This is a genomic window from Pseudomonas sp. TH08 (genome assembly GCF_016651275.1).
Taxonomy (GTDB): Bacteria; Pseudomonadota; Gammaproteobacteria; order Pseudomonadales; family Pseudomonadaceae; genus Aquipseudomonas.
In genome coordinates this window covers 738,940-762,699 of sequence record NZ_JAEKEE010000001.1, presented here as the reverse complement: position 1 = coordinate 762,699, position 23,760 = coordinate 738,940, and the positions used below count along the sequence as shown (strand labels likewise).

Annotated in this window: 33 protein-coding genes and 1 pseudogene; 29 read left to right on the top strand and 5 right to left on the bottom strand. The window is 59.3% G+C overall.

All coding sequences use genetic code 11. The features are described from left to right. Positions 1–3 precede the first annotated feature (3 nt). The 5 genes from sctR to sctN form a co-directional block, all read right to left on the bottom strand. Positions 4–657, bottom strand: coding sequence for a type III secretion system export apparatus subunit SctR (gene sctR / locus JFT91_RS03620; protein ID WP_201231596.1), 654 nt, complete (start codon positions 655–657; stop codon positions 4–6). Then, complete coding sequence (gene sctQ / locus JFT91_RS03615) at positions 654–1,586, bottom strand: type III secretion system cytoplasmic ring protein SctQ (RefSeq protein ID WP_201231595.1); 933 nt, start codon at positions 1,584–1,586, stop codon at positions 654–656. The genes sctR and sctQ overlap by 4 nt, the downstream gene beginning before the upstream one ends. After that, positions 1,583–2,182, bottom strand: coding sequence for a type III secretion system needle length determinant (locus tag JFT91_RS03610; protein WP_201231594.1), 600 nt, complete (start codon positions 2,180–2,182; stop codon positions 1,583–1,585). Before JFT91_RS03610 ends, sctQ begins: the two co-directional genes overlap by 4 nt. A gap of 404 nt (positions 2,183–2,586) precedes the next feature. Beyond that, positions 2,587–3,054, bottom strand: a complete 468-nt coding sequence (gene sctO / locus JFT91_RS03605; protein WP_201231593.1) for a type III secretion system stalk subunit SctO — start codon at positions 3,052–3,054, stop codon at positions 2,587–2,589. Next, complete coding sequence (gene sctN, locus JFT91_RS03600) at positions 3,051–4,373, bottom strand: type III secretion system ATPase SctN (RefSeq protein ID WP_201231592.1); 1,323 nt, start codon at positions 4,371–4,373, stop codon at positions 3,051–3,053. Before sctN ends, sctO begins: the two co-directional genes overlap by 4 nt. A 191-nt stretch (positions 4,374–4,564) precedes the next feature. On the opposite strand from sctN, the gene sctW reads away from it, so the two are divergent. The 29 genes and pseudogenes from sctW to JFT91_RS03460 all read left to right on the top strand — a co-directional run bounded on the left by sctW (position 4,565) and on the right by JFT91_RS03460 (position 23,687). Continuing rightward, a complete protein-coding gene (gene sctW, locus JFT91_RS03595; RefSeq protein ID WP_201231591.1) occupies positions 4,565–5,440 on the top strand; it encodes a type III secretion system gatekeeper subunit SctW in 876 nt (291 codons plus the stop codon). Further along, positions 5,421–5,696, top strand: a complete 276-nt coding sequence (locus tag JFT91_RS03590; RefSeq protein ID WP_201231590.1) for a TyeA family type III secretion system gatekeeper subunit — start codon at positions 5,421–5,423, stop codon at positions 5,694–5,696. Before sctW ends, JFT91_RS03590 begins: the two co-directional genes overlap by 20 nt. Before the next feature lie 9 nt (positions 5,697–5,705). Then, positions 5,706–6,074 carry a type III secretion chaperone SycN gene (sycN, locus tag JFT91_RS03585; protein ID WP_201231589.1) on the top strand — a complete coding sequence of 123 codons (369 nt, stop codon included), beginning with the start codon at positions 5,706–5,708 and terminating at the stop codon, positions 6,072–6,074. Then, positions 6,071–6,436, top strand: coding sequence for a type III secretion apparatus assembly protein SctX (gene sctX, locus JFT91_RS03580; RefSeq protein WP_201231588.1), 366 nt, complete (start codon positions 6,071–6,073; stop codon positions 6,434–6,436). Before sycN ends, sctX begins: the two co-directional genes overlap by 4 nt. Positions 6,437–6,441: 5 nt before the next feature. Next, positions 6,442–6,783, top strand: coding sequence for a type III secretion apparatus assembly chaperone SctY (gene sctY, locus JFT91_RS03575; RefSeq protein WP_201231587.1), 342 nt, complete (start codon positions 6,442–6,444; stop codon positions 6,781–6,783). Beyond that, positions 6,767–8,893 carry a type III secretion system export apparatus subunit SctV gene (sctV, locus tag JFT91_RS03570; RefSeq protein WP_201231586.1) on the top strand — a complete coding sequence of 709 codons (2,127 nt, stop codon included), beginning with the start codon at positions 6,767–6,769 and terminating at the stop codon, positions 8,891–8,893. The genes sctY and sctV overlap by 17 nt, the downstream gene beginning before the upstream one ends. Beyond that, positions 8,890–9,324 carry an LcrR family type III secretion system chaperone gene (locus tag JFT91_RS03565; RefSeq protein WP_201231585.1) on the top strand — a complete coding sequence of 145 codons (435 nt, stop codon included), beginning with the start codon at positions 8,890–8,892 and terminating at the stop codon, positions 9,322–9,324. Before sctV ends, JFT91_RS03565 begins: the two co-directional genes overlap by 4 nt. A 42-nt stretch (positions 9,325–9,366) precedes the next feature. After that, positions 9,367–9,645 (top strand): LcrG family type III secretion system chaperone, encoded by a 279-nt coding sequence (locus JFT91_RS03560; RefSeq protein WP_207196769.1) that lies wholly within the window; start codon positions 9,367–9,369, stop codon positions 9,643–9,645. A 10-nt stretch (positions 9,646–9,655) separates the two neighbouring features. Continuing rightward, positions 9,656–10,588 carry a virulence-associated V antigen gene (locus JFT91_RS03555; protein ID WP_201231584.1) on the top strand — a complete coding sequence of 311 codons (933 nt, stop codon included), beginning with the start codon at positions 9,656–9,658 and terminating at the stop codon, positions 10,586–10,588. 41 nt (positions 10,589–10,629) lie between these two features. After that, a complete protein-coding gene (locus JFT91_RS03550) occupies positions 10,630–11,103 on the top strand; it encodes a SycD/LcrH family type III secretion system chaperone (protein ID WP_347340628.1) in 474 nt (157 codons plus the stop codon). Continuing rightward, positions 11,084–12,248: pseudogene (sctE, locus tag JFT91_RS03545) on the top strand (type III secretion system translocon subunit SseC family protein). The gene JFT91_RS03550 and the pseudogene sctE overlap by 20 nt, the downstream one beginning before the upstream one ends. A gap of 10 nt (positions 12,249–12,258) precedes the next feature. Beyond that, entirely contained in the window at positions 12,259–13,149 is an 891-nt protein-coding gene (locus JFT91_RS03540) for a YopD family type III secretion system translocon subunit (protein WP_201231583.1), read from the top strand. 123 nt (positions 13,150–13,272) lie between these two features. Further along, entirely contained in the window at positions 13,273–13,716 is a 444-nt protein-coding gene (locus JFT91_RS03535) for a type III secretion system chaperone (protein ID WP_201231582.1), read from the top strand. Positions 13,717–13,724: 8 nt separating this feature from the next. Continuing rightward, positions 13,725–13,970: a T3SS regulon translocated regulator ExsE family protein gene (locus JFT91_RS03530; RefSeq protein WP_201231581.1), complete on the top strand. Its 246-nt coding sequence runs from the start codon at positions 13,725–13,727 to the stop codon at positions 13,968–13,970. Further along, positions 13,967–14,383: a YscW family type III secretion system pilotin gene (locus tag JFT91_RS03525; RefSeq protein ID WP_201231580.1), complete on the top strand. Its 417-nt coding sequence runs from the start codon at positions 13,967–13,969 to the stop codon at positions 14,381–14,383. Before JFT91_RS03530 ends, JFT91_RS03525 begins: the two co-directional genes overlap by 4 nt. Positions 14,384–14,637: 254 nt before the next feature. Continuing rightward, positions 14,638–15,453, top strand: a complete 816-nt coding sequence (locus JFT91_RS03520) for a helix-turn-helix transcriptional regulator (RefSeq protein ID WP_201231579.1) — start codon at positions 14,638–14,640, stop codon at positions 15,451–15,453. A gap of 213 nt (positions 15,454–15,666) precedes the next feature. Next, the gene (locus JFT91_RS03515; RefSeq protein ID WP_347340620.1) at positions 15,667–16,404 is read left to right on the top strand and encodes a T3SS regulon anti-activator ExsD domain-containing protein; all 738 of its coding nucleotides are present in this window, start codon (positions 15,667–15,669) and stop codon (positions 16,402–16,404) included. A gap of 22 nt (positions 16,405–16,426) precedes the next feature. After that, complete coding sequence (locus JFT91_RS03510) at positions 16,427–16,849, top strand: YscB family type III secretion system chaperone (protein WP_201231577.1); 423 nt, start codon at positions 16,427–16,429, stop codon at positions 16,847–16,849. Beyond that, positions 16,837–17,262: a hypothetical protein gene (locus tag JFT91_RS29850; RefSeq protein ID WP_277953311.1), complete on the top strand. Its 426-nt coding sequence runs from the start codon at positions 16,837–16,839 to the stop codon at positions 17,260–17,262. The genes JFT91_RS03510 and JFT91_RS29850 overlap by 13 nt, the downstream gene beginning before the upstream one ends. Continuing rightward, entirely contained in the window at positions 17,226–18,647 is a 1,422-nt protein-coding gene (gene sctC, locus JFT91_RS03505; RefSeq protein WP_347340619.1) for a type III secretion system outer membrane ring subunit SctC, read from the top strand. Before JFT91_RS29850 ends, sctC begins: the two co-directional genes overlap by 37 nt. 48 nt (positions 18,648–18,695) lie before the next feature. Then, positions 18,696–19,952 (top strand): type III secretion system inner membrane ring subunit SctD, encoded by a 1,257-nt coding sequence (sctD, locus tag JFT91_RS03500; protein ID WP_347340618.1) that lies wholly within the window; start codon positions 18,696–18,698, stop codon positions 19,950–19,952. Next, on the top strand, positions 19,918–20,121 hold the full coding sequence (locus JFT91_RS03495; RefSeq protein WP_207196768.1) for an EscE/YscE/SsaE family type III secretion system needle protein co-chaperone: 204 nt from the start codon (positions 19,918–19,920) through the stop codon (positions 20,119–20,121). Before sctD ends, JFT91_RS03495 begins: the two co-directional genes overlap by 35 nt. After that, positions 20,121–20,375: a type III secretion system needle filament subunit SctF gene (sctF, locus tag JFT91_RS03490; RefSeq protein WP_095187057.1), complete on the top strand. Its 255-nt coding sequence runs from the start codon at positions 20,121–20,123 to the stop codon at positions 20,373–20,375. The genes JFT91_RS03495 and sctF overlap by 1 nt, the downstream gene beginning before the upstream one ends. After that, positions 20,375–20,728, top strand: a complete 354-nt coding sequence (locus JFT91_RS03485) for a YscG family type III secretion system chaperone (protein ID WP_347340617.1) — start codon at positions 20,375–20,377, stop codon at positions 20,726–20,728. Before sctF ends, JFT91_RS03485 begins: the two co-directional genes overlap by 1 nt. Next, entirely contained in the window at positions 20,725–21,306 is a 582-nt protein-coding gene (locus JFT91_RS03480; RefSeq protein WP_201231574.1) for a YopR/YscH family type III secretion effector, read from the top strand. Before JFT91_RS03485 ends, JFT91_RS03480 begins: the two co-directional genes overlap by 4 nt. Continuing rightward, a complete protein-coding gene (gene sctI, locus JFT91_RS03475; RefSeq protein ID WP_201231573.1) occupies positions 21,306–21,644 on the top strand; it encodes a type III secretion system inner rod subunit SctI in 339 nt (112 codons plus the stop codon). The genes JFT91_RS03480 and sctI overlap by 1 nt, the downstream gene beginning before the upstream one ends. Further along, positions 21,641–22,390 (top strand): type III secretion system inner membrane ring lipoprotein SctJ, encoded by a 750-nt coding sequence (sctJ, locus tag JFT91_RS03470; protein WP_201232228.1) that lies wholly within the window; start codon positions 21,641–21,643, stop codon positions 22,388–22,390. Before sctI ends, sctJ begins: the two co-directional genes overlap by 4 nt. Continuing rightward, positions 22,390–23,031, top strand: coding sequence for a Yop proteins translocation protein K (locus tag JFT91_RS03465; RefSeq protein ID WP_201231572.1), 642 nt, complete (start codon positions 22,390–22,392; stop codon positions 23,029–23,031). Before sctJ ends, JFT91_RS03465 begins: the two co-directional genes overlap by 1 nt. Continuing rightward, positions 23,010–23,687 carry an HrpE/YscL family type III secretion apparatus protein gene (locus JFT91_RS03460; RefSeq protein WP_201231571.1) on the top strand — a complete coding sequence of 226 codons (678 nt, stop codon included), beginning with the start codon at positions 23,010–23,012 and terminating at the stop codon, positions 23,685–23,687. Before JFT91_RS03465 ends, JFT91_RS03460 begins: the two co-directional genes overlap by 22 nt. Positions 23,688–23,760: the final 73 nt, after the last annotated feature.

Here is a 23,760-nt window from a genome sequence, read left to right as displayed (position 1 = left end):
CCGTCAACCTCCGTAACTGATCACGAGACCGTGAGTCAGCCGCGCCCAGCCATCCAGCAAGACGAACAGCAGCAACTTGAACGGCAAGGAAATGGTCATCGGCGAAACCATCATCATCCCCATCGCCAGCAGGATGTTCGAGATGATCAGGTCAATCGCGATGAACGGCAGGTAAATCAGAAAACCGATTTCGAAGGCGCGACTCAGTTCACTGACAGTGAACGCCGGCAGCAGGATCAACAGGCTGTCGGGTTCGAGGCGGTCCGCGTACTCGCTGGGCCAGACCTGACGGGTGCTGTCGACGAAGAATGCGTGTTCGCGGGGCTTGATCTGCTTTTTCAGAAAGGCCCGATACGGCTCCATGCCTTCGTCGAGGAACTGCTCCACCGACTCGGTGTTGCTGAGACTGACGTCATGTGTACGCAAGTAATCGCGGGTCGCGAAACCGACGGGGGCCATCACGTACAGGCTCAGGATGATCGCCAAACCGTACATGGCCATGTTTGGCGGGATCTGTTGCACGCCGAGGGCGTTGCGCAGCAATGAGAAGACCACGGTCATCTTGATGAATGAGGTGGCCATGACCGCAATGAATGGCAGCAATGCCAGCAGCGCCAATCCGAAAATCAGGCTGAGCTCGTCAGGCAGTTGAATCATGTGGGCTGATCCTGCAGCAGACGGGTGATACGCACGCCGAGGCGATCCTGAATGCTCACCAGTTCACCCACGCCAAGGCAGCGCTGATTGACGAGAATCCGTACCTCGCCTTCGAGCGGCGTGGCCAGATCGATCAATGATCCTGGCTGCAGGGTGGCGAGGGTGTGCAGGTCGAGGGTCTGACGGCCCACTTCGAAACTGACCTGGACCGGGAGTTGATCCAGGCTGGCCAGATCCTGTGTGGTTTCGACGGGCGCTTCGTTGTGCATGGCGAGCAGTTCCAGTTGAGAATCGTGGTGGCGAAATCGTGCCCATGGGCGGTCTTCGACGACGCCGAGTAAAGGGCTGGCGGCGTCGTGGCGCGCCGGCAGCAACAGGAGATCACCGGTGGCCAGTGAATGCAGTTGCGCCGGGAGCAGGCAAACCGGCCCCCATTGCAGCGAGAGTCGCAAGGCAATTGCCGTCAGCTCTGCCAATGGGCGCGCGGGCATGCACGCAAGCAGCGTGTCGGGGGCACCCTCAAGCCAGATCACCAGACGCTGCGCGCCGCGTGACAGCGTCAATGCCAGCATCGGTGTGTCCGTGCCGGACTCGGCCCGACACGGTTCGATGCTTTTCCAGATGAGCCCCGGCAGCAGCGCACTTTCCAGCTCCAGCAATGCCAATTGCAGCGGCGGTGGCAGGCTGCTGAACGCAGCTTCCTGCAAGTGGGGTTCAAGCCATCCGGCGAGGCTTGCACTGTGGCAGCGCCAGCTCAGGGCCAGACCTTGCCAGTGAACATTGAGCCGCACATCCAGCGCGTCGGGCTGCGCCAGGAACGTCAGCCGGGCTTCGCCGTCCGCGAGCGGGTAGCGCGTGCGACAACGACTGACTTTCTGTTGCAAGGCCAGTGCGCAAGCTTCAACGCGAGGCAGTTTCAGGCTGCTCATGTGTCTGGCTCCCACTCGTCCTGCACGTGCCGACGCTGGCGCGAACCTTGGTCGCTTCCATGCTGATGCTGGTTAAAGGTCAACTGGATCGGTTGTCCGGGGTTGAGCCGTTGCAGGCGCTCCATCAGGTCGCCACGGGCGAGTTGAAGTTGCAGCAGGCTTCCGGGACTGGCCTGGATTTCAACGTGCAGGTGCCCATGCGAATGGGCGAGTTGCACATCGATCTGTCCCAGTTGCGCCAGGTTCACCTGCAGCAACGTGGTGCTTCCATTGCGGGAAACGCCGGTATGGATGTGCAGTTGCAGGGTTTGCATCAGCTTGTCGAGATCTCTACTCAGCGCAGGCGGCTCGGCGTTGTTGAGCAAGCGGGCGAGCAGTTTGTCACCCGGAGTCTGGGTCATGCCTGCAGCAGCTTTTGGCTCTTCGAACAGTGCATTCAAGGGCGGCTGTTGCTCTTGCTCGCCAGAAGAATTGTGCTGGTCAGAGGCCGTTTCTGCGACGACCCCGAGTGCAGGGCCGCCGGGCGGAACGGGCAGACCCGGTTCGGGGTTCTTCGCGGTCACCGGGGTGTTTTCGCGCGGGCCTGTGGCGGGCACGGGGCGTTCGCTCGCAAGCGCGGGTTGCTGATGCGCGCCTGTGGGCGCAGGCGTGGGTTCTGATCCAGGCTCCGGTTGCGCGCCGGCTCCGTCCTTTTCAGCGCGCTCATCCGGCGTGTCCGGATCTGACTCAGGGCCGGTGAGCGATTTTCGTCTGTGGTTTGCGGTCTCTGTGACGTGCCGGGAATCATCTTCCGGAACGCGCGATGCATTCGCAGGCGTTTTGCCCGGTTCACGGCTATCGGACTTGCGCAAAGTTTCGGCCCGACGTTTCTCGTTCGCATCAGGTTTATGGTTGAGTGCCCGTTCGAATTCAGCCTGACGGCTCTGATCGGCTGCAACCCGTGCCGGAGCCGGTGTGCGCGCAAAGACATCCTGCGGGAAGTCCGGTGGAGAAGTTCTGCTCATGAAACGGCCTCGACACGACGGAACTCTTCGAGCTCCTGTTCTTCTTTGAACTCAAGCAACAGCCGTTCCTCGGCGAGGGCATGGCGGGTCAATTCGGTGAATTTTTCCACCTGCTGCTGAGCCTCCTGCAAGCGCCGTCGGCTCAAGCGCAGGCGTTCGCGTTCCTGGGTCAGATGTTCGGCGTGCTCGGCGATGCCCTGTTCCAGTGCCGCCTCCTTTTCTCGCAGCAGGGCCACTTGTTGCTGCCACTGTTCAAGCGCTTTGCGGTTCATGGGTTTGGCCTTGCAGTGCTCGAACAATTGATGCTCTTGCGCCTGGCGCCACTCTCGGTATTGCTGGTGTTCGGCGATTGCCGACTGATGGCTACGGTGTGCCTCGGCGACCCGCCGCTCCTGGCGTTGCAGCTCCTGTTCCGCGCGCTCGACGCGCAAGCTCTTGATGCGCAGCAGGGTGGGTAACGTCATCGGGTCAGACTCATGAGTTGTTCAAGGCAGCGCGGCAGATCACTGGGTTCGTGAGTGCCTTGACGCAACCAGGCACGGATACCTTCCATTTTCTCGATGGCCCGGTCGGCCACCGGGTCCTGGCCTTTCTGGTATTCGCCGATCTTGATCAGCAACTCGACCTCTTCGTAGCGGGCTAGCCATTCGCGCAATTGGTTGGCGCCATTGCGGTGTTCGCTTGTCACGATCTGGTTCATCACCCGGCTGACCGAACGCAGTACATCAATGGCCGGGTAGTGATTGGACGCGGCCAGCTTGCGCGAGAGGATGATGTGTCCGTCGAGAATCGAGCGGGTCTCGTCCGCCACGGGCTCGGTCATGTCGTCGCCTTCGACCAGCACGGTATACAGCGCGGTAATCGAACCTTTGTCCGACTGGCCGGCCCGCTCCATCAATCGCGGCAAGGCGGCGAACACCGAGGGCGGGTAGCCGCGCCGGGTCGGCGGCTCGCCAGCGGCCAGGCCGATCTCTCGCTGGGCCCTGGCAAACCGGGTCACCGAGTCCATCAGCAGCAGCACGCGTTTACCCTGGTCGCGGAAATACTCGGCAATCGTGGTGGCGACAAACCCGGCCTTGGCGCGCTCCATGGCCGGTCGGTCAGATGTGGCGACCACCAGCACCGAGCGTTTGAGCCCTTGCTCACCGAGGTCCGACTCGATGAATTCGCGTACCTCCCGGCCTCGCTCACCGACCAGCGCCAGAACGATGACGTCGACGTCAGCGCTGCGCATCAAAGTGGCCAGCAGCGTGCTTTTACCTCCGCCGGCCGCTGCGAATATGCCCATGCGCTGACCCTCACCGCACGTCAGCAGGCCGTCGATGGTGCGCACGCCGAGGGAAATCGGCCGCTGGATCAACTGACGGCTCATCGGGTCCGGTGCATCGCGGTAAACCGGGTACCAGGCAGCGGGCTCACCCAGGCTGATGCCGTTGAGTGGCTGACCGAGGCCATCAAGCACCTGACCCAGCAAGTGATCGCCGACGCCAACCTGATGCATGGTGCCGGTCGGGCTGACTTCAGTGTTCGAGGAGATACCGAGCATTTCACCCAGCGGGGTCAAGAGCGCCTGATGCTGCTGAAACCCGATGACTTCGGCCATCAGCGACAGCGACTGGTCCGGGTTGCGCAGTTGGCACAGTTCGCCCACGCGCACACCCGGGACCACCGCTTTGAGCAGTGTGCCGGTGACTTGGGTAACCCGGCCGCGAATTTGAATCAGCCGACCTTTATCGATGGCCTGCTGCATCTGGCCAGTGATGTGTTCGAGTGAGAGGTGCATGGTCGGCTTGGGTGGGGGACTGGCGGCCACTATAAATAAAGGCCTGCTGCGGTAATTTCAGTGCCGGTCGCAAGTTTTTAGAAATTGGTTGGCGCAAGGCCTAAAAAAAGCGACCGATTTTGGCAGAGCCCCCGGCAGACGTGTTTCTACAATGGCATTCACATCTCCGTTGCCTGCAAGCGAGTGCTCCTATGGCCATTATTCAGAGTGTCGTCCCTGCGGCGTCGCTGCCGGATCGACAGACCGAGGCGGGCATTGCGCGTGAAAGCCGGCCGACCGGCAGCTTCCAGGGCGAACGTGTGCAGTACGTTTCCATCAGTCAGTCGATGGCTGACGCCGCTGAAGAACTGACCTTCGCGTTCTCCGAGCGAGTGGAAAAGTCGTTGGCCAAGCGCAGCGTCAGCGACGGTCATGCGCGGCTCAGTGAAATCCTCGAAATGCTCGAAGAGCACCTCAGGAAAGTCCCGGACCTTGAGTCGCAACAAAAACTCGAAGCCCTCGTCGCGCACCTCGGCAGCGGCCAGTTGAACAACCTTGCGCAGCTCAAGGCGTACCTCAAGGGGTTTTCTCGAGAGATCAGTCATCAGTTTGTTGCCCTGACCTTTGCGCGCAAAGAGCTGGCCGACAAGACCGACGCCTGGGCGATAGTCGAGCTGATTGACCAGGCGCTGCTGGAGATGGCCCAGGAACAGGGCCACGCCATCGAGCTTGGCTTGCAGATCGGGCCGTTGGCGAAGGAGGCTGCAGAGCAGGGGATTGGAGACATCCAGTCACTGCGAGACACCTACCGCGATGCCGTCATGGACTATCGCGGCCTGAGTGCGGCGTGGGACGACATTCATGCGCGGTTCGGCAATAGCGCGCTGGAAGGCGTGACCGGATTTTTGATGAAGGCGTTGAGTGCCGACCTCGACAGTCAGCAGGCGCGGCTCGACCCGATCAAGCTCGAACGGGTAATGAGCGACATGCACAAGTTGCGGGTGCTGACGGGCCTTTCGGACCAGGTCAACGCGCTCTGGCAGGCGCTGGTAACAGGGGAGCGAGGGCATGGCATACGGGCCTTCTGACCTGATGGGAGGGTTGATCGGCCTGGTCGACAAACGCTGGGCGAACGTTCAGGACGTGCAGCGGCTGATCGTGCCGTTGGCAATCAAGGACGCGGCACGCCGGATCCATTTCTTTCGTGAGATCAAACGCCTGATCCGCCTGATCCCTACGGAAATTTTTAGCGATGAGGAGCAGCGTCAAAACCTGCTCAATGCCTGTCAGCTTGCGCTGGATCTGGCTATTGATCAGGAAGAAGACGAATGGCAGGCACAGTGAGTAAACGACATGCACTGGATTGACCAGGCATTGGCCCAGTTTTGCCAGGACCTCGGGGTGGTCGTACCCGCTCCGGCAGGGGCGCTGATTCAGCTGGAGTTCGAAGAGTCCGGCACACTGCAACTCGAGCGGCATGAGCGCAAACTTACGCTGTGGCTGGCGGTGGATCTGGCGTGGCATCAGGTTCATCAGGGGGCGATTCGTGCCTTGGCGTTGACCTTCAGCCGCACCGGGCCGGCATTGCCGATGCGATGCGCGTGGGCGAGCGGACGTCTGTTACTGCTGATCACTCTGGATGATCGGCGCGTCACCGCCCCGGTGTTGCATCAGGCGCTGCGCACATTGAGTTCGGCGCGCCGCGCGGTGCTTGAGCCGTGAGTCGGATCAGCGCCCCGCACATTGGCATTGAACAACTGACCGAGGTCGGGGAGCAGCATCGCACCAGCGTCTTGCCCGAGCGCTATGTACTGCCGCCCGATGGCCACTCAGTCGAGACTCACCTCGATAGTCTGTATCCGACGGACCTCGCCGGGCGGCGGCTGCTGGCGTTTGCCCGTCCCGACCAAAGCTTTCAGGAACTGCTGCGACCCCAGGCGTTTCGCCAGGCTCTGAAAAACCTCGAGCAGCAAATCTCTACGCCCGATGTGCCCGAGTTTCAGGCTGCGTTGGCGCTGCTCAAAGCCCGCAGCGAAGACGAGTATTTGCTGCAGATGGCCCTCCATTTGCTGCACAAGGTATGACCCCCATGATGTTGAAACCGGTACAGCAAAACCTGCTGCTACTGCTCGGCTGGTTACAGCTGCAGTGCGGCCAGCCAGGTCGGGCACGGATATTTCTTGAGGCGCTGCTGGCGGTTGATCCGACCCATCGCCAGGCGCGCAGGGCGTTGGTGGTGGCGCTGTTGCAACTGGAGGAGGGCGCATTGGCCGAACGTCAATGCGACCGGTTGCTGGCCGATGGCGAGGATGACCTGGCGCTGTGGGACTGTGTCAGTCGCGCGTGCCAGTTACAGGGACGCATGGCCGATGCCCGCGTCGCTCACGAACGGTTTCTGAGTCAGCGAGAGTCTTATGAACGCGCTGTCTGATTTCCTGAGGAAGGTGGGCGAGCGCCAGGACATCATGCTGGCCGTGATGCTGCTGGCCGTGGTGTTCATGATGATCCTGCCGCTGCCGCCGTTCCTGCTAGACATCCTGATTGCGATCAATATCACGGTGTCGGTGGTGTTGATGATGATGTCGGTCTACGTCAGCTCGCCGCTGCAATTTTCGGTATTCCCGGCGGTGTTGTTGATCACCACGTTGTTCCGGCTGGCGTTGTCGGTCAGCACCACGCGCATGATTTTGCTGGAAGCCGACGCCGGCCAGATCGTCTACACGTTTGGCAACTTCGTCGTGGGCGGCAATCTGGTGGTGGGTTGCATCATCTTCCTGATCATCACCATTGTGCAGTTTCTGGTCATCACTAAAGGTGCCGAGCGCGTGGCTGAAGTCAGCGCGCGATTCTCTCTGGATGCGATGCCCGGCAAGCAAATGAGTATCGACGGCGATATGCGCGCCGGTGTCATCGACGTCAACGAAGCGCGGGACCGGCGAGCGGTGATCGAGCGCGAGAGTCAGATGTTCGGCTCGATGGATGGCGCGATGAAATTCGTCAAAGGCGATGCGATTGCCGGCCTGATCATCATTTTCATCAACATCCTCGCGGGCATCACCATCGGCATGACCCAAAAGGGCATGACCGCCGGCGATGCCTTGCAGTTGTATTCGGTGCTGACGATTGGCGACGGCATGGTCAGCCAGGTACCGGCGCTGTTGATCGCGATCACGGCCGGGATCATCGTGACCCGGGACTCGTCAGATGGCGCCTCGGACCTGGGCAATGACATCGGCGATCAAGTCGTGGCGCAGCCCAAGGCCCTGTTGATCGGTGGTGTGCTGCTGGTGTTGTTCGGGCTTATCCCCGGATTCCCGACGGTGACGTTCATGGTGTTGGCGGCCGTGGTGGGCGGTGGCGGCTACTTCATGTTGTTGCGTCAACGCGCTCTGGTCGCCGAGAACAACCCCAAGGACTTGCCGACGCTGTTGGCGCAAGGTGCGGGCGCCGCGTCATCGGCCAGGCCCAAATCCAAGCCCTCGGGCAGCAAGCCCAAAGGCTCGCGCCTGGGTGACAAGGAAGAGTTCGCCATGACCGTACCCTTGCTGATCGATGTCGATGCGGGCATGCAGCAGGAATTTGAGGCGCTCGCCCTCAATGATGAGCTGGTGCGGGTACGACGTGCGCTCTATCTGGACTTTGGCGTTCCGTTTCCGGGTATCCATCTGCGCTTCAATGACGGCTTGAAAGACGGCGAATACCTGATTCAGTTGCAAGAGGTGCCGGTGGCACGTGGGCGCCTGCGCAGTGCGCAGTTGCTGGTGCAGGAAAGGGCCAGTCAGCTGGAGCTGATTGGCGTGCCGTTTGAAGAGGGCGAACCGGTGCTGCCGGGCCAACCGACGTTGTGGGTCGACGCCGAGCACAAAGGGCGGCTTGAGCGATCCGGATGCGCTTTCCTGACCATGGATCAGGTGCTGACCTGGCACCTGTCGCATGTGCTGCGCGAATACGCCGAAGACTTTATCGGCATCCAGGAAACCCGTTACCTGCTGGAGCAGATGGAGCACAGCTATTCGGAACTGGTGAAAGAAGCCCAACGCATCATTCCGTTGCAGCGCATGACCGAGATTCTTCAGCGCCTGGTGGGCGAGGACATCTCGATCCGCAATCTGCGGGCGATTCTCGAAGCGATGGTCGAGTGGGGGCAAAAAGAGAAAGATGTGGTGCAACTCACCGAATACATCCGCAGCAGCCTCAAACGCTACATCTGCTACAAGTATTCGAGCGGCAACAACATCCTGCCGGCCTATCTGCTCGACCAATTGGTAGAAGAGCAGATTCGTGGCGGCATCCGTCAGACCAGTGCCGGCAGCTATCTGGCACTGGACCCGGCCGTCACCCAGTCCTTCCTCGAACAAGTCCGGCAGACCGTCGGCGACCTCTCGCAAATGCAGACCAAACCAGTGTTGGTCGTGTCGATGGACATCCGCCGCTACGTGCGCAAGTTGATTGAAGGCGATTACTACGGCTTGCCGGTGCTCTCGTATCAGGAGCTGACCCAGCAAATCAATATTCAGCCCTTGGGGCGGGTTTCGTTATGAGCGGCGATCCATTGACGCACTGGCTGCAAGCGAAAGGCTATGACATTCAGCCGCATTTTCTGCGCCAGAGCTCGTTGTCGCTGGGTTGGCGATTCGTGCATGGCGGCTGTGAGCTGGCCTGGCGCTGCGAAGGTTCGCGGGTCTGGATTGTCATGCTGCGCCGCGTCGACGGGCGGCGCGGTCTGGGCAATTCCTTTGCGGCGCTTTATGTACTGGCTGAGGCGGTACTCGCGGTTCTCGGGCCGCAGGCCGGTTTGTACGGCAAGGTAGATGCGATGGCCGGAAGTCCGCTGGAGGGCCAGCGGATGGAGCGTTTCTATCGTCGCTGGACGGGCGCCGCCGAGCCGCAAGCCGGCTGGTTCGAGTTACAGGCCGGACACGTGTGTTCGCTGCAATCAATGCGAAAACGACAAAAAATCGACCGTGCCTGACAGGAAGCCAATCGCCCTGTCCCTACTATAGGAGCCATGGATATGCACGACGAAACCTACGCCAAAACGCTTCAGGCTGCCGAAAGGGCGATTGAGGACAACGAGCACCGCGAACGCTTGCTCGGTGAAATGTGGGAAGGCCTGGGGTTGTCTGCCGAGGTTCGTGATCGGGTCTTTCGATCACCGGATCAGCCGTTGGTGCAGGCCGCGGAACAAGAGCTGTTGCAGGAAGTGCAGCGGATGCGGATCAGCCGTCCGCCGGTTGCCGATGAAGGTAAACGCCTGCGTCGTCCGGCCTCGATGCGTGGACTTGTAGTGTAAGGAACCTCTTATGGATATCAGGCAATACCAGCAAGACCTTTCGGGTTTTCTGAACCAGTTGCAGACACTGCCTGCAGATGAGTTGCGGGGGCGCGGAACCGATGCGCTCGCAGAACTGCGGGCGCTGATCAGCAACCGCAAAGTCAGCTTTTCCCATGACAACCAAGCCTTGTCGTCGGCGCAGATGGACAAGCTGCTGGCCTACTTTCTGCCGCCAGTACCGATCACGAAGGGCGGCCTGTATGAGCTGCAGGTGAAGTCCGGGATCGAGTCCGTCAAGCAGCTGATCAATCAGTACGCCGATGCCAAGCCAGGCCAGCCATGGCCGCTGAAAGAATTCCTCGCCAAGACGCATTTCGGACTGACGGGTGATCGAATCGATGATGACGTTCGCGGTGTTTACGAAGAGGTTTTGCTGATACAGGACGGCAAACGCAACGAGTTGCGCGACGACCTTAAGGCGCTGACTGCCGAGCTCAATATCTTCAGCAAGATCCAGTCGCAGATCAACGCGAAGCTGGCGGCCAAAGCAGGAATCGAGATCGAACCGGGGCTCAATCTTTTTGACAAGGCCTTGTACGGCTACCCCACCGAGGAGAGCTGGCAGGCCAGCGCGGAATACAAGTTGCTGACCGGTCTCAATACCTACAGCGCGGGCAAGCCGCTGAGCATCAAGGCATTTCTGACAGGTGAACCCAAGGAAAGCGGTGCGATGAAAGACGCGGACTTGCAGAACAGCTACGCGTTCGAGAAAGAGAACAACCCCATTGCCAACTTCGCCACGACGGTGGGCGATCGCTCCCGTCCGATCAACGACCAGGTCAGTGAAAAAACCACGCTGTTGAACGATGTCAGCTCGCGCTACAACTCGGCGATCGAGGCCCTCAATCGCTTCGTCCAGAAATACGACAGCGTGATGCGCGACATTCTAAATGCCATATAGGAACGGTTGATGAGCCAGCAAGAACAAGATTTGTCTGAGGAATACGAGAAGGAACTGGAAGCTTTTTGCGCGATGGCGGCACGCTGGCCATGCTCAAAAACATCTCCGGCGACAGCCTGGAGCAGCTCTATTCCCTGGCCTTCAATCAATACCAGGCCGGCAAGTGCGAGGACGCCCACAAGATCTTTCAATCGCTGTGCATGCTCGATCACTACGACGTTCGGTTCTTCCTCGGACTGGGTGCCTGTCGCCAGTCGTTGGGGCAGCTTGAGCTGGCATTGCAGAGCTTCAGTTATGGCGCGCTGATTGACATCAACGAGCCCAGATTTCCGTTTCATGCTGGCGAGTGTCACCTGCAACTGGGTGATCTCGACGGAGCCGAGAGTGGCTTCTACTCGGCTCGGGCCTTGGCCTCGGCACAGCCGGCGCACGCGGTTTTGGCCGAGCGTGCCGGCGCCATGTTGGAAGCCGTATTAGCGAGAAAGGATCAACACAATGAATCCGATAACGTTTGATCGCGTTGCGCTTGCCACCGGGGACGTTTTTGCCAGCGACCCGGTGGCCCGTCCACGCAATGACCGAGGAGGGGACGCACTTACGGTCTCCCGGGTCGAGGCGGATGGCCGTCAGGCCCTCCACACTCAGGGTGTGCAATTGACCGCGCCTTCGGCGGCGAGTCAGCAACGACTGGATGCCAGCTCTCGGGCGGACATCAATCGTCTGGTGCAGTCGGTGCGCCAGGACACTGCGCTGGCTCAGCGCTTTATCGCTGAAACTTCTCGGCTGGGTGTGGCGCGGCTCAGCTCGGTGGAGGACTTCGAAATCGAGTTGGCCAAAGTGACCGGCGAACTGGAGTCCACGCAGAAGAAGCTCAAGATCGAAGAGATCAAGCAGGCGCGTGAGCAAAACCTGCAGAAGATAGAAGAAAACCAGAAGAAGATTCTGGAGGCGACCGAGGCGGCTAAAGAAGCGCAGAAGTCCGGTCTGATCGGCAAGATCTTTGGCTGGATCAGTGCCATTGCCTCGATCATCGTTGGCGCCATCCTGGTGGCGACGGGCGTTGGCGCGGCTGCCGGAGCACTGATGATTGCCGGCGGTGTGATGGGTGTCGTTTCCCAGGCTGTGCAACAAGCAGCGAAGGACGGATTGATCAGCAAAGAAGTGATGGAAAAGCTCGGACCGGCTCTGATGGGGATTGAAATCGCCATCGCCGTGATCGCTGCGGTAGTCAGTTTCGGGGGCTGCCGTGGGGGCGGTCGCCAAAGTGGGTGCAAAAATCGGTGGCAAGGCCGCCGAGCTCACTGCCAGCCTCGCCGGCAAAGTGGCGGATCTGGGTAGCAAGTTCGGCAACGTTGCCAGTCAGTCGCTTTCCCATGGCGCCAAACTCGGCATGCAGATTTCCGATGTGACGCTGGATGTCGCCAACGGTGCGGCGCAAACCGCCAACTCGGCGTTTCAGGCCAAGTCAGCCGTCAAACAGGCCGATGTCCTGGAGGGGCGCTCCGAGCTCACGCAGTTCCAGGCCGTCATGGACAGACTCAAGGAAGAGCTCAGTCACATGGTCGAGTCGTTTTTGCAGGTCATGGAACAGATTTTCCAGATGATCAATGCCAAGGGCGACAGCCTGCACAACCTTTCCAGCCGTCCTGCGGCTATCTGAGGAGCACATCATGATTATTGAAACAGGTTATGGCGCTCACGGGCTGAGTCAGGTTGGCAATACTCAGCCGCTGGAAAAAACTCAATCCGCCGCGCGCAGCGAAACCGTTCACGCCGCCGGCATGATGCCGCTCGGTGAAGCGAAAAAGAGCTCGGGCGTCGATCTGATCGAGCCGCGTCAAACGTTCAAGCCCGAAGGCCTGGGCAAAGTCAGCAGTGAACTCAATGGCAGTGTCGAGCTGATGGTGCTGTTGTTTCGCATCGCGCAAAAGGCTCGCGAGTTGGGCATCGTTCAGCGCGACAGCGAGAACACTTCGATCATCAACGCGCAGCAGTCCCAGGTGGATGAAATGCGCAGCGGCTCCAATTTGATGGTTGCGATGGCGGTGATTTCCGGGGTGATGGCCGTGGCATCGGCGATTACCGGTACCATCGGCGCGGTCAAGAATGGCAAGGCAATCAGCCAGGAGAAAAGCCTGGAGAAAAACATCGCCGGTCGCAACGAACTGATCGACGCGAAGATGCAGGCATTGGGTAAAACCTCGGACGCCGATCGTGTCGAAGTCGGCAAGATCTGGTCCAAGGATCAGGCAGCCGACACCAGTGCGCTCAAACTGGCCGGGCAGCGTATTGATAACCGCAATGCCAAGCTGCAAAGCATCAACGGCGTAAATCAGGCACTTGGACAGATGTCCAATAACGCGGTGCAGGTCGAGCAAACGGCGGTTCAGGCCAATGCCAAGGAAGACGAAGTCAACGCGTCGATTGCCCAGAGTGAAAAGCAGAAGGTTGAAGACAAGTTGAGCTACGACGCCAACTTCATGAAGGATATGCTGCAATTTATTGTGCAGTACACCGCGAACCACAACCAGGCATGGCGAGCGGCCGCTGGCGTAGCCTGATTTGATTTTGGTTGTAGGAAAAAAGCCGCAGTGATGTGGCTTTTTTCTTAAAAGAAAAGCCCGTCAGTGACAAAACCGCTGCATGGCCGGGTGCTAGCATTCGCCTAGCTCGAGGAGACATGCATGGATTTGAGTATCAGGGTCAATCAGCTACTTGCCGAATTTGCCAGCCGCAGTGGACTTCCCGCTTTGTCGCTGGATGAAGAAGGGGTCGCAAGCCTTCTGTTTGACGATCAGTTGGGCGTGACGCTGGTATTGCTGGCCGGACGTGACCGACTCGTCCTGGAAGCCGATGTGGCGGGGATCGAAACCTTAGGCGAAGGAATTTTCCGGCAACTGGCGAGTTTCAATCGACGTTGGTATCGCTTCGACCTGCATTTTGGTTTTGACGAGGAAGCGGGCCTGGTGCAGCTGTACGCGCAGATTCCGGCCGCCGAGCTGAACTTGTTACGTTTCGAAAGCACCTTGGCCAACCTGCTGGATCACGCCGAATTCTGGCAGAAGTTGCTGCCTGGACGGGACAGTGCCGCACTCGCGCAATCCAGACCCGCCGGCATGAGGGTTTAAGCAGAGTTATGAAAATAGACAGCGTTGGTATTCCACCCGCCGTCAAGACCGACGAGGCGCAAGTTTCCGGGAGCTTTGCCGGACGTTCGCTCAGTCAGGTGCCCAGCCGCCAGGCAGGTGTGGCCAGTGTGGCTGAACTGGGGCGCTGGCTGTCGACACAGGTGACTACCGATCATCAGATTGAGCAGCACCTGCAACGGTTGATCGATGGCGATACATCGGCCCTTTATGAGCGTCAGGTCAGGCGGCCATGATCAAAGCGCTGCTGTGCAGTGTTTTATTGGCTCTGGTCGGCTGTGTCAGTGTGTCACCCGCGCCGATAGAGCGGGTGAATGTGCAAGGCGAGGTGCGCATGCCGTCCGCTGTCACGCGCCCGGCCTATGTCAGTGTGCGTCTTTATGCGCAGGTCGAAGGGCAGCCGCGAATGATTGCCCAGGCCAGTTACCGGGTGACGGCGTTGCCTGTGCACTTTGCCTTTCGTCTGATGCCGGCGCAGGTAGCCGGCGAGGGATTGTCGTTGCGCAGTCAACTGGCCTGGTCCGAAGAGGGGCCTGTTCAAGCTAGAAGTTGGCAGCCTGTAGTGATCGATAACGACATGAAAGTACAGCTTGGACAACTACCGTGTTATCCAAAATGCACTGTCCGGCCCGCGGCGACACATCTTTGAAATGCTTTGTATTAATTTTTTGCTAATTAATTTCAGTGAGTATTCCGATACTTCGCGAGTTATACAAAAAAAGGCGTGATGCCGCTTAATAAGAGTAATTGTTCTAATTCGATAATTAACTATTACTAATGACAGCTGTCGTTGAGTTGATCATCGATCAGGGTGTCACGCCGTATTACGTCGAGGGTGAGTTTTCGTACGTTGCCTGCCTAGGCGCCGTACAAACTGTATGTGCAGGTTGGGGTCACTAAAAAATGCAAGGTGCCAGCACACGTGCTCGGAAACAGATAAAACTGTGCCGATGGGCTATTCCTACGTTTGAATTCGTATCGAACGGTGAAGCAGGAATTTATATCCTGATTGAAGGGCAGCTCACAGTTCAGGATTGTAATGCGACACTTTGCCTCATGCCGGGCGAACTAGTGTTTGCTCGCAGAGGCAACTACGTCGTCAGCACGGGCAAACATGAGTGTCGTTTACTTTGGATCCCATTATCAGTTCCGTTTTTACAAAAGTTTATTCAGCGTTTCGGCGATCTATTAAGTGAAGTCGAACGCTGGGATGAGCCCGGGGTCAGTCTTATCGCGTTTGCCAGTACGCCATTGATGGCTGACTGCATCAAGGGGCTGGAAGGCCTGATGGTGCACGAACATCCACCGATGCTGGCGCTGTTGCGGGTCGAAGAGTTGTTGATGTTGTTCGCGTTCAGCCCCCAAGGGCCGGCGCTGATGTCGGTGTTGCGCCAGCAGGGCAGTCGCCATGTCGAGCGACTGCAAGTGTTCATGGAGGAGCACTATCTCAAGGAGTGGCGGCTCTGTGAGTTTTCCCGGCAGTTTGGCATGGGGCTGACAACGTTCAAGGAATTGTTCGGTTCAGTCTATGGCGTTTCCCCTCGTGCCTGGATCAGCGAGCGGCGTATCCTCTACGCCCACCATTTATTGCTTAACAGTGAGATGAGTATTGTGGACATCGCGATGGAAAGCGGTTTTTCCAGTCAGTCCTACTTTACCCAAAGCTATCGACGCCGTTTCGGGTGTACGCCCAGTCGTTCCAGGCAAGGAAAAGAATAGCGTCGGGCTAAAAAAAATGACGTTTTTTGCAAGTTTGGTCCATTGACCCTCAGTAAGATTGGTCGCAGTGAAAGACGCTGACGGGTGTGCTACGAAACGAGATAGTCAAGGCAGAGAATGAGCCAGGAAGACCATAATCAACGCCCTCAAGCCGGTATTTTTGCTGGTCGTCGGGTCTCCGTAGTGGGACAGGATGCCCGCCGTCGAGGCAGAGTGGCAGGCTGTGTATCAGGCGGCTTGTACCGTGAATCGGGGATCATCAGCGCGCGACAGTTGAGTCTGTTACAGCGCCTGCTGCCGCGTGTGCAGCTGGAGCAGCTGTTTCAGTCCAATTGGCTGCAGCAACGCCTTGCCCGTGGAATGGCCCTTGAGCGCGGCGACATTCAACTGGTTCTGCGTCAGGCCTCCGCCCGGGGCGAGGACTGGTGCAATTGGCTGGGCGACCGAATCAACCTCGCCTCGACCCAGGCGATCATCGACTGGGTCCTGTTACCTGTTTACGGTTGGTGGGAAAGCCTGTTCGACGAAGCCATTCCCAGCTGGCGTTCTACGTTGATCGAGTATGAAACCCAGGCTCGTCAATTGCGTATCAAGGCGCAGTTCTGGCGTCAGGTGGGCTCGACCGACTCACAACTGGCGCGTCTGGAGCTGGCCAAAATCGAGCGCTGTGAGGCCAAGACCCAAGCCGATACTGCGGCGCTGGTGCGTAAGCTGAGCATGATTTCCGAGCAGGCGAGACTCGCTTGGCCCAATTGGCATCAAGGCATGGCCGTGTTGCTGGCCGATGGCAAGCTCGATGGCTTTGCACCCGTGCCGGTGGTGCTGACCTCGCTGTGGGAGCCGCTGGCCAAACTTGACGAGGACGCTGGCGCCGCGGACGCGGTGCAGCACTTCCTGCAAGAACGCAACCTGTGTCAGGCCCACGATCACTTTTACTGGCAGAGCCTCTGACTGCCAGATACGCCGAGGAATCATGGAACATTTACTGACCGGATTGGCCGCACGCACGGGCCAAGGGGCCTTTGTGGCCGATCAATCGGGCCGTTATCACCTGCGGGTCGACACGCATAGCCTGTATTTGCGCCGTCAGGGCGATGATCTGGTGCTCTCCAGTCCACTGAACTGGCAGGTTCAGGCCCAATCCCCGGCGGATCGTGAGGTGCTTCTCAACTTGCTGGGCAAGGTTACCCGCTGGAGTCGCCATCATCCGCAGGGGCTGGCGACTGACGAACAGTCCAACCTCGTCCTTGAGGCGCGGCTTGATCTGGGCACCCTCGAACTCGACGATCTGGAGCAGGCATTGACGGCTCAGGTCACCCTACTGGAAACGATCAAGCCAGACTTGCTGCTTGCAGGCCTTGAACCGCAGTGGAAACAAACGTTATGGCGTCCCTGAGTGTTTCGCGATTCTCGAGTCTGGTACTTGCGTGGCTGTTGACCACTACCGCTTATGGTCAGGATCTGGACTGGCCAGCCATCCCCTACAACTACGTCGCTCAAGGTGAAAACCTGCGCGATGTGTTGGCCAATTTCGGCGCCAACTACGACGGCTCGGTGATTGTCAGTGACAAGGTCAACGACCAGGTCAGCGGGCGCTTCGACCTCAAGGATCCGCAGTCCTTTCTGCAACTGATGGCCTCGCTTTACAACCTCATCTGGTATTACGACGGGGCTGTTCTGTATGTTTTCAAATCCACTGAAATGCAGTCGCGACTGGTCAAGCTGGAGCAAGTCAGCGAAGCCGAATTGAGGCAGGCGCTGGAAGCGGGGGTGTGTGGGAACCGCGCTTTGGCTGGCGACCGGACATGAGCGGACGGCTGGTGTATATCTCCGGCCCTTCGCGTTACCTCGACCTGGTGGAGCAAACCGCCATGGCCCTGGAGCAGCAGCACGCATTGCGCAGTGAAAAGACCGGCGACCTGGTGGTGGAAATCTTTCCGCTCAAGTACGCGGTCGCCGAAGATCGACGAATCAAGTATCGCGAGGACGACATTGAAGCCCCCGGCGTGGCGACCATCCTCGCCCGGGTGCTGGGTGACGCCAACGTGGTGGCGGTCGAAGGGCAGGACAGTCCACGTTCGCCGGTGCAGTCCGGGCGTGCGGTGGTTCAGGCCGAACCCTCGCTCAACGCCATCCTCGTGCGCGATACCAAGGAACGCATGCCGATGTACCGGCGCCTGATCACGGCGCTGGATCGGCCGTCGGCGCGCATCGAAGTCGGGTTGTCGATTGTCGACATCAACGCAGAAAACCTCGCCGAGCTGGGTGTGGACTGGCGCGTCGGGATCAGCGTCGGTCCTCGCCAGTTGGTCGACATCCGCACCAGCACAGAGAACCTCGGCGGGCCCGCGACGACCAGGGAGGCCGGTGCCAGTCTGGTGGACAGTCGAGGTCTGGATTTCCTGCTGGCGCGAATCACCTTGTTGCAGAACCAGGGTCGCGCGCAGATCGGCTCGCGGCCGACCGTGCTGACCCAGGAAAATACCCTCGCGGTGATCGATCACAGCGAAACTTATTACGTCAGACTCATCGGTGAGCGCGTGGCTGAACTCAGGCCCATCACCTACGGGACGATGCTCAAACTGACACCGCGGGTGATCCAGTTGGGTGACAAACCGGAAATCAGCCTCAGCTTGCACATCGAAGACGGCAACCAGAAACCCAATAGTTCCGGGCCTGGAGGTCTTCCGACCATCGCCCGTACCGTGGTCGATACCGTGGCGCGCGTCGGCCATGGCCAGAGTCTGTTGATCGGCGGTATCTACCGCGACGAACTCAGCGAGTCGATGCGCAAGGTGCCCTTGCTGGGCGATATCCCGTACCTGGGCGCACTGTTCCGTTTCAAGTCCAGCTTCACCCGCCGTTCGGTGCGCCTGTTTCTGATCGAGCCGCGACTGATCGACAACGGCCTCGGTCATTTCGTGGCACTGGGCAGCAAGCGTGGCTATATGGACGAATTGCTCCAGGTCGATGAGTTGTCGAACCAGAGTCTGTCGTTGCAGAAATTGCTCGGCACGACGCAGTGCCAGGCACTGGGGCAGGCCCGCGAACTGCAGCAGATACTGGCGCAGGCCGGCAAGGACTCTTCACTGACCGCCTGCGTCATGGGCAACACCACCCCGGGTTGGCGCATTTCCGAAGGTGCCTGCGTCGAAGGTGTCGATCAGTGCGTTCGCGCGCCTGAGAAGCGTTGAAATGAGTTGGAAAATCCGTTTTTACAGCGGCCTCAACCAAGGGTCGAAGTGCCGCTGGCCGAAGGGCGTGTGGTCATCGGCAGCGATCCGTTGCAAGCCGATCTGGTGCTGGTCGATGAAGGTATTGCGCCGGTTCATCTGGTCTTGGACGTCGACCCGCAAGGTGTTCGTCTGCTGGAGTGGGCCGAGGGTAATCAGCCGCTTCAGGGGGGCCAGCCGCTGGTGGGTGGCACTGCGTTGCAGGCGCTGGTCCGACAGGCTTGCGGGCCGTTGCTGTGGGCTTTTTGCGCTCAGGAGCGTCAGTTCAGCGAGCAGTTGCCCATCGCTGCCAACCCCCAGGAACGGCGGGCGAAGCTGCCTCGGGCCTATTGGGGAGGACGACTGATGCTCGCCGTCAGCGTGTTGCTGCTGGTGGGTTTCGTGGGGTTGCTTGGCGGGCCATGGTCGGGCGGCAGCGGCGGTATGACCGGCGAAGATCCGCTGGTCGCGTTGCGCAGTTTTTTACGTGATCGCCAGTTCCAGTCCGTGCAGGTCGCGGAGCCACAGGCCAATGGCAGCATCACACTCACGGGTTACCTGGAAGATAACCGCGCACGGTTGGCACTGCAGCAATACCTTGAGCGCAGCACGCTGACCTATCGGCTCGATGTACGCAGCATGGAAGAAATTCGGCAAGGAGTGGAATTCATCCTGCAGAAATTCGGTTATCGCCAGGTACGCACCGTTAATGCCGATCAACCCGGCTGGATTCGCCTGACCGGCGAGCTGGCGCTGGAAGATGATCACTGGCTACAAATCGACAGCCTGCTCAAGGCAGACGTACCCGGATTGCTGGGCGTGGAAAACCGCGTACGGCTGGCCGGCTCGCACCTCAAGCGACTCGACCAGATGCTCGCGGATTTCGGCCTTGAAACCGCATTGGCCTATGACGACAAGGGCGAGCGCATCGAGATGCGCGGGCAGCTCGATGAGGCGCAGCTCAACCAGTTTTATAAGTTGCAGCGTGAATTTCGTCAGGAGTTCGGCGCCCGCCCGGCCCTGGAACTACTCAGTCGCAACAAGCGCGCCAGTACCGATGAGCTGGAGTTCGTGGTGCGTTCGGTGTCTCTCGGCAAACTGCCTTATGTGGTACTGGGTGACGGTCAGAAATACCCGGTCGATGCGTCGACTCCGCAAGGCGTGAGGGTGTTGGCGATCAATGCCGACGCCGTGATTGTCAGTCGCGGCAAACAACAATTCATCATCAACCTGAAGGGAGAGCCACTTAGTGATGACGGCTTTGGAGGAGCGTCTGTGCGCCGCTGACGTGGATTTTGAGCGGCAGATTCGCGCGCAGTTGGAACAGGCCCAGGCCATTGGCAAGCGTCGTTTGATCAGCGGCGGTGAGCCTCGGCAATACCAGCAATGGCAGATGGAAGCCCAGGCAGTCGAGGCTGCCATCAGCATTCTCAACACCCTCAAGGGAGCTTCGTAATGGCATCGATTTTTACCAATGACAGCGCCGTCAACACCCTCGACAAAGTCGCGGACAACCTCAAGGAGCAGGCGAACAACGCCAACAAGGAAGTCGGTGATGCCATTGCGGCACTCAAGGAGGCCGCTGACAACCCGGCGCTGCTGGCCGAGCTTCAGCACAAACTCAACAAATGGTCGGTGATCTACAACATCAACTCGACCGTCACGCGTTCGATGAGAGACCTGATGCAGGGCATCCTGCAGAAAATCTGATGATGGACAGTTCATTGAAAGGGCTGATGGCAGAACTAGCCCTGGCCGGTACCGGCCACCATTGCCACGAAGAAGCGCAGCAGATTGCCAACTGGCTCGAGCAGGTTGAGGGGCAGGCGCAGGCCGCGTGCCTGATCCGTCTCTCCAGTCTGATGAATCAGGGGCATTACCAACAGGCGCTGGAGTTGGGCGAGGGTCAGCCCTGGCCGGAACTGGCACCCTGGCTGGCGTTGTGCGAATGGCGACTGGGCCTGGGCACGGCGCTGGATCGGCGTCTGGCCGAGCTGGCCGCGAGCGATGACCCGCGCCTGGTGCAGTTTGCCCAAGGCATGCGTAACCCGGAGGGGCCATGAACAAAATTGATGGGTCGTCCGCGCAGGTGCCAATGCGCAATGGACCGGACGCAAGACCCCCGGCGCCGGTCGAGCCCGCTCAGGTGCAGGCCTTCGAGGCGGCGATGAAGGGCCCTCCGGTGGCGACCCGGCCAGCGCCGGTCGATGCCGCTCAGCAACTGTGGTTGCAAGGCGCGAGCCTGACGACAGCCCTGACGGGAATGGACCGCACGCAGCAGCGCGACACCGTCTGGAAATGGTTTCGCGAGGACCTGCCGGAGTCGGCCAAGAACCGTCGTTCCGAGTTGCGTGACTGGCTCATGGACGGTCTGTCGGACCGCTTGCTGGCGCAGTTCCCGCAATCACGGGGAGGGCCTGAGCAGGATCGTCTGGCGCTCAAGGACCTGCTCAAGGAGCAGGCACCTTTTGGCAAGCAACAGGAAACGCTGTTGCTCTACGTACTGGGCGAGATCAAGGGGATTGAGGGCAGCGAGTACCTGGACACCCTGGTGCGCAGCGAGTTGCAGATCCTGATCCCGACCAACGGATTGGTCAAAAACATGATGAGCTTCACCCACTCACCCGATCTGGAGTCGTGATGGACATTAGTCAGATAAGTCAGGCCGCGGTCACCAGTCTCGATGAGCTCAAGAACCCCCAGGCCAGTGCCGGGCAAATCGCCGATTTCGAGCAGGCGATGGCCAAGGGCACCGAGAGTCTTGGGGGCAACCTGCTCAATGAAATCGGACAGATCAAAGAACGTTTCTCTCAGGCCAAGCACGACCTTGAGGTCGAGCTGTCGACCCCCGGTGATGACCCGAGCAGCCTGATGCAGATGCAGTGGTCGTTGATGCGCATCAGCATGCAGGAAGAGCTGATCGCCAAGACGGTCGGACGCATGAGTCAGAATGTCGAAACGCTGATGAAAACCCAATAAGGTGCTGCGTGAAGAGACTCAATCGAACTCTGATGTTGCTGACCGTGATGTTGCTCGCCGGTTGCAAGGTCGAACTTTATGCCGGTATCAGCCAGAAAGAAGGCAATGAAATGCTCGCGTTGCTGCGCACCGAAGGGATCGGAGCGTCCAAGCAGCCGGACAAGGATGGCAAGATCAAACTGCTGGTCGAGGAGTCGGATATTGCCGAGGCCATCGACGCGCTCAAGCGCAAGGGCTATCCGCGTGAGAGCTTTTCCACGCTGAAGGATGTGTTTCCCAAAGAAGGATTGATCTCCTCGCCGGTCGAGGAGCGTGCCAGGCTCAATTACGCCAAGGCCCAGGAGATCTCCCGGACCCTGTCGGAGATCGACGGCGTACTGGTGGCGCGCGTCCATGTGGTGCTGCCTGAAGACCGTGATGGTCTGGGCAAGAAATCTTCCCCGGCTTCGGCGTCGGTGTTTATCAAGCATGCAGCCGACATCCAGCTCGACGCCTACATTCCGCAGATCAAGCAACTGGTGAACAACGGCATTGAAGGCCTGAGTTACGACCGCATCAGCGTGGTGCTGGTGCCTTCGGCGGACGTTCGGCAAGTTCCGCTCGCACCGCGTTATGACACGGTGTTCTCGATTCAGGTGACGGAAGCATCCCGTGGACGGTTACTCGGGCTGTTCGGCTTACTGGTTGCGCTGCTGGTGGTGAGCAACCTCGGTCAGTACTTGTGGCAGCGCAGCAGGGCTTCGTAATGACGTTGTTGCTGACGCCCTATCAACTGCGATTTTGCCCGGCCCGCTACATCCACCTTACGCGTGTTCCGCCTGCGCTGATGCAATTGACGGACACACTGAGCCATTGGCGTCGGCACAGTGGAATCAACGCCTGGCTGCTGAACGAGTGTTCGCTGGACATCGACTACGAGTTACCGCCGACCCTCGCAGGCCTCGCGTTCTTTGAGCAGGCTGCGCTGGAGAAGACCCTCGGTTACTTGGGCGCACTGCTGCATGGCCACGCAATTCGCCAGGTACTGGACGCGAACAACCTGCGTCGGGTTCACGCGGTGATCGGCGAGGCAGGACATCGCTACTGCCTGGAGCAACTGGATCTGATCATAGGCGCCTGGCCGCAAGGCTGGCAGCAGCCATTGCCTGACGGTGAGCTCGGTGATTGCCTGCGCCAACGTGCACTGGCTTTCTGGTTGCAGGCCTGCATTGACGTTGCACCGGGATTTGCCCGGCGCATTGCCTTGCGCCTGGCGCTCACCGATACCGCTGCGTCCGCGCCCCCGGTGCAGTGGGCAGTGAGCAGTCACCAGCGTTCATTGGCCCAGGCGTTGTGCCTGAAAATCGCCCGACAAGTGAGCCCGCAATGCTTCCATTTATTGAAATAAAAGCCTCTGAAGTGCAGCTCGCGCCGGACCAGGTGTTGCTGCGCAGCCGCGACTATCAGGATTATCTGACAGCAGGCGAACTGGTCGAAGTGGCTCGCAAGCGCGCCGCCGAAATCGAACAGGCCGCCCATGATGTCTACGCACAACAGAAGGCATTGGGCTGGCAGGCTGGCATCGAAGAGGCACGTATTCGTCAGGCCACACTGATTCAGGAGACGCTGTTGCAGTGTCATCAGTATTACCGTGAGGTCGAACAACAGATGAGCGACGTGGTGCTACAAGCGGTGCGCAAGATTCTCCAGCACTACGACAATATCGAGTTGACGTTGCAAGTGACGCAGCAGGCGCTGTCACTGGTCAGCAACCAGAAGCAGGTGATCCTGCACGTGCAGCCGGATCAGGTGCTTGAGGTGCGCGAACAGATCTCCCGGGTGCTCAAGGATTTTCCGGAAGTGGGCTACGTCGAGGTCATTGCCGATGCCCGGCTGGATCAGGGCGGCTGCATTCTGGAGACCGAAATCGGCATTATCGACGCGAGCGTCGATGGTCAGTTGAGTGCTCTGGAGGCTGCCTTCAAGCAGGCGTGGCTGCACAAGGGCAGAGCCTCTGCGACCGCCATCGACAGTGCTGTCGATGCGCCAGCATTGACGTTCTAAATTGACAAAAATACGCCCGATATTGGAAAAGCCAAAAAAACCGTTCCCTTAGTATTGGCTCCTGTAAAGGACC

Excerpts from the sequence above, each read along its gene's own strand:
- JFT91_RS03530 (WP_201231581.1), top strand. The coding sequence starts at position 13,725 with ATGAAAATAGACAGCGTTGGTATTCCACCCGCCGTCAAGACCGACGAG.
- JFT91_RS03465 (WP_201231572.1), top strand. The coding sequence starts at position 22,390 with ATGACGTTGTTGCTGACGCCCTATCAACTGCGATTTTGCCCGGCCCGC.
- sctO (WP_201231593.1), bottom strand. The coding sequence starts at position 3,054 with ATGACGTTACCCACCCTGCTGCGCATCAAGAGCTTGCGCGTCGAGCGC.
- sycN (WP_201231589.1), top strand. The coding sequence starts at position 5,706 with ATGCACTGGATTGACCAGGCATTGGCCCAGTTTTGCCAGGACCTCGGG.
- JFT91_RS03590 (WP_201231590.1), top strand. The coding sequence starts at position 5,421 with ATGGCATACGGGCCTTCTGACCTGATGGGAGGGTTGATCGGCCTGGTC.
- sctQ (WP_201231595.1), bottom strand. The coding sequence starts at position 1,586 with ATGAGCAGCCTGAAACTGCCTCGCGTTGAAGCTTGCGCACTGGCCTTG.
- sctY (WP_201231587.1), top strand. The coding sequence starts at position 6,442 with ATGATGTTGAAACCGGTACAGCAAAACCTGCTGCTACTGCTCGGCTGG.
- sctI (WP_201231573.1), top strand. The coding sequence starts at position 21,306 with ATGGACATTAGTCAGATAAGTCAGGCCGCGGTCACCAGTCTCGATGAG.
- sctV (WP_201231586.1), top strand. The coding sequence starts at position 6,767 with ATGAACGCGCTGTCTGATTTCCTGAGGAAGGTGGGCGAGCGCCAGGAC.
- JFT91_RS03535 (WP_201231582.1), top strand. The coding sequence starts at position 13,273 with ATGGATTTGAGTATCAGGGTCAATCAGCTACTTGCCGAATTTGCCAGC.
- sctF (WP_095187057.1), top strand. The coding sequence starts at position 20,121 with ATGGCATCGATTTTTACCAATGACAGCGCCGTCAACACCCTCGACAAA.
- sctR (WP_201231596.1), bottom strand. The coding sequence starts at position 657 with ATGATTCAACTGCCTGACGAGCTCAGCCTGATTTTCGGATTGGCGCTG.
- JFT91_RS03510 (WP_201231577.1), top strand. The coding sequence starts at position 16,427 with ATGGAACATTTACTGACCGGATTGGCCGCACGCACGGGCCAAGGGGCC.
- JFT91_RS03540 (WP_201231583.1), top strand. The coding sequence starts at position 12,259 with ATGATTATTGAAACAGGTTATGGCGCTCACGGGCTGAGTCAGGTTGGC.
- JFT91_RS03480 (WP_201231574.1), top strand. The coding sequence starts at position 20,725 with ATGAACAAAATTGATGGGTCGTCCGCGCAGGTGCCAATGCGCAATGGA.
- JFT91_RS03485 (WP_347340617.1), top strand. The coding sequence starts at position 20,375 with ATGATGGACAGTTCATTGAAAGGGCTGATGGCAGAACTAGCCCTGGCC.
- JFT91_RS03555 (WP_201231584.1), top strand. The coding sequence starts at position 9,656 with ATGGATATCAGGCAATACCAGCAAGACCTTTCGGGTTTTCTGAACCAG.
- sctW (WP_201231591.1), top strand. The coding sequence starts at position 4,565 with ATGGCCATTATTCAGAGTGTCGTCCCTGCGGCGTCGCTGCCGGATCGA.
- JFT91_RS03565 (WP_201231585.1), top strand. The coding sequence starts at position 8,890 with ATGAGCGGCGATCCATTGACGCACTGGCTGCAAGCGAAAGGCTATGAC.
- JFT91_RS03520 (WP_201231579.1), top strand. The coding sequence starts at position 14,638 with ATGCAAGGTGCCAGCACACGTGCTCGGAAACAGATAAAACTGTGCCGA.
- JFT91_RS03460 (WP_201231571.1), top strand. The coding sequence starts at position 23,010 with ATGCTTCCATTTATTGAAATAAAAGCCTCTGAAGTGCAGCTCGCGCCG.
- JFT91_RS29850 (WP_277953311.1), top strand. The coding sequence starts at position 16,837 with ATGGCGTCCCTGAGTGTTTCGCGATTCTCGAGTCTGGTACTTGCGTGG.
- JFT91_RS03560 (WP_207196769.1), top strand. The coding sequence starts at position 9,367 with ATGCACGACGAAACCTACGCCAAAACGCTTCAGGCTGCCGAAAGGGCG.
- sctN (WP_201231592.1), bottom strand. The coding sequence starts at position 4,373 with ATGCACCTCTCACTCGAACACATCACTGGCCAGATGCAGCAGGCCATC.
- JFT91_RS03495 (WP_207196768.1), top strand. The coding sequence starts at position 19,918 with ATGACGGCTTTGGAGGAGCGTCTGTGCGCCGCTGACGTGGATTTTGAG.
- JFT91_RS03525 (WP_201231580.1), top strand. The coding sequence starts at position 13,967 with ATGATCAAAGCGCTGCTGTGCAGTGTTTTATTGGCTCTGGTCGGCTGT.